3 protein-coding genes are annotated in these 2,526 nt (G+C 68.1%); all 3 read right to left on the bottom strand.

Annotated elements, in window-relative coordinates; genetic code table 11:
- Positions 1–658 (bottom strand): gamma-glutamyltransferase (locus LQV45_RS25520; RefSeq protein WP_230009428.1); only part of this gene is annotated, 658 nt, incomplete at its 3' end.
- Between the two features lie 106 nt (positions 659–764).
- Positions 765–893, bottom strand: coding sequence for a hypothetical protein (locus tag LQV45_RS35715; protein ID WP_290370315.1), 129 nt, complete (start codon positions 891–893; stop codon positions 765–767).
- Position 894: 1 nt separating this feature from the next.
- A complete protein-coding gene (locus LQV45_RS25515) occupies positions 895–2,289 on the bottom strand; it encodes an OFA family MFS transporter (protein WP_230009426.1) in 1,395 nt (464 codons plus the stop codon).
- Between the last annotated feature and the right edge of the window lie 237 nt (positions 2,290–2,526).

Below are 2,526 nucleotides of genomic sequence, written 5' to 3'. Positions count from 1 at the left end.
ACTGAACCGACTCCACCATGGCGCGGGCCACGAACCCCTCCCGCCACTCGCGGCGGGCCGCATCAATTCCCGCCTCGCGGGTGGATTCCCTAACTCCGGCCTGCACGAGCCGTTCCAGGGTGCGGGCATAGGCCGGGTTCCACACCAGCTCGCCCTCAACCGGGATTCGGCCGCCCGGCATCCACAGCTCAGCGGACGTGGGCCAGTGCGCCTCGAACAGCGCGGACACGGCCGCGATGGTGGTTCCGACCCGGCCGAGCATCGGGTGCCCGTCCCGCGCGTAGCCGATCGCGAAGTCCAGGACCGCGTCCAGCTCCCACGTCCCGTGGTCACGCAGCAGCAGGAGCCAGGCGTCGACGGCGGCAGGCACCGCGGCGGCCAGGGCACCCGATCCCGGAACGAGGTCCAGGCCTTCGGCCACGTAGTGCTGCACGGTGGCCCCGGCCGGCGCAGGGCCCTGCCCCATCAGGACTATGGGCTGCTCCGGCCGGTCCGCGGTGACGAAGATCCCGGTCATGTCTCCGCCGGGCCCGTTGAGGTGCGGTTCCACCACGTGGAGCACGAACGCTCCCGCCACCGCGGCGTCGAAGGCGTTCCCGCCGCGCTCCAACACGGACTGGGCCGCCGCCGTCGCAAGCCAATGCGTGGACGCGCTCATCCCGAACGTGCCCTGCAGCGTGGGGCGGGTGGTGAACGCCTCCGGGCGTGTGAACGGCACACTCACCGCGCGCGAACTACCACCGAAGACTTCTGCCACCACGGTGTCAGCCAAACAGGGCCGCCACGCGGGTGAGGGTCTCATAGACGCCATACGCGAGCGGCACGCCGACAAGCCCCCAAGCGATGACCAACCTCCCGGTGGACGGTGTGACCGGACTCTGTGCAGTACTCATTTCAGCCCTCCAAGGCAGGTTCTTCGGCCCGGACGCGGCCAGGACGTGGTTCGTGGAATCGTGCGTCCACCGGCGTGACCAAGAGGTTCGCCACGAAACCGATCACCAGCAGCCCCACCATGGTCAGCAAGGCTGGCTGGTAGGACGCGGCGTTGAGCGCGCCGGGCTTGCCCTGCGCGTCCAGGAAAGCGTTGACGATCAGCGGCCCGGCGATGCCCGCCGCGGACCAGGCCGTCAGGAGCCGGCCGTGGATGGCTCCGACCTGGAACGTGCCGAAGAGGTCGCGCAGGTAGGCGGGGGCCGTCGCGAACCCGCCGCCGTAGAAGGAGATGATGACGAACGCGAGGGCCACGTAGAGGACGGTGGACGTAGAGCCGGCCAGCGCCAGCACGGTGTAGAGCACGGCGCCGACGCCGAGGTAGACCATGTAGATGCGCTTGCGGCCTGTGACATCGGAGGTGGCGGACCAGGCAAAGCGGCCGGACATGTTGCCGATCGAGAGCAGCCCCACGAAGCCCGCGGCCACTGCGGCGCTGGCCAGGGACGTGCCGTCGGGCTGGCGGAAGAAGTCCTGGATCATCGGAGCGGCCTGCTCAAGGATGCCGATCCCTGCCGTGACATTGCAGAACAGGGCGATCCAGACGAGCCAGAACTGCCTGGTCTTGACCGCGTTCCGGGCGGAGACGTTGTCCGTGGTGACCAGCGAGGCGGCCTTGACCTTTGCGGGGTCGAAACCTGCCGGTTTCCAGCCCTCGGCCGGAACTCTGATGGTGAACGCGCCGAACATCATGTAGGCCAGATAGACGACGGCGAGGGTCAGGAAGAGCTTGCCCACCGACTCACCACTGGCCACCCAGCCCTTGGCCCCGGAGTTGGGATCGTACATTTTCAGCAGGGCCGTGGAGACCGGGCTGGCGATCAGGGCGCCGCCGCCGAACCCCATGATCGCCATGCCCGTGGCCAGTCCGGGCCGGTCCGGGAACCATTTGATCAGGGTGGAGACCGGGGAGATGTAACCGATCCCCAGTCCGATGCCGCCGACGACGCCGTAGCCGAGGTAGACGAGCCAGAGCTGGTGGCTGAAGATGCCCAGGGAGCCGATCAGGAAGCCGCTCGCCCAGAACGCGGCGGAGGTGAACATCGCCTTGCGGGGCCCGTTCCTGTCCACCCAGGTGCCCATGATGGCGGCCGAGAGGCCCAGCATCACGATCGCAACGGAGAAGATCACGCCGATCTCGGTCAGGCTCGCGCCGAAGTGCTTCACCAGCGCGGTCTTGTAGACGCTCGTCGCGTAGGCCTGGCCGATGCACAAGTGCACCGCGAGGGCTGCCGGGGGGACGAGCCACCGGTTAAATCCCTGCGGGGCGATGGTTCGTTCGCGGTCCAGCCAACCCATAAGTACTCCCCCTGCTCGTCAACGGACATCGGTGTCCAGCACATTGCGGAAACGGCCCTCTGCCAGGGCCTCTGACCGAGCTTCCGGTAGAGGGCCGTTGCCTCCGGCAATCATGGTGCAGATCGTCAGCAAACGTACTACTTATGCGCCAAGCGGTAGGGAATCCGCGACGAACGGTGGTGCGGCAGCCGCACCGGGCGCTACTTGCCCAGGCCGGCCTTCCGGAGTGCCTCGGCC

This window comes from Microbacterium sp. Bi128, from assembly GCF_918698205.1.
Note: the sequence above shows the minus strand (reverse complement) of the source record. Positions and strands in the feature narration are given on the sequence as shown.

Bases quoted from the DNA above. Each gene is read 5' to 3' on its own strand.
- LQV45_RS25515 (WP_230009426.1), bottom strand. From the start codon at position 2,289: ATGGGTTGGCTGGACCGCGAACGAACCATCGCCCCGCAGGGATTTAAC.
- LQV45_RS35715 (WP_290370315.1), bottom strand. From the start codon at position 893: ATGAGTACTGCACAGAGTCCGGTCACACCGTCCACCGGGAGGTTGGTC.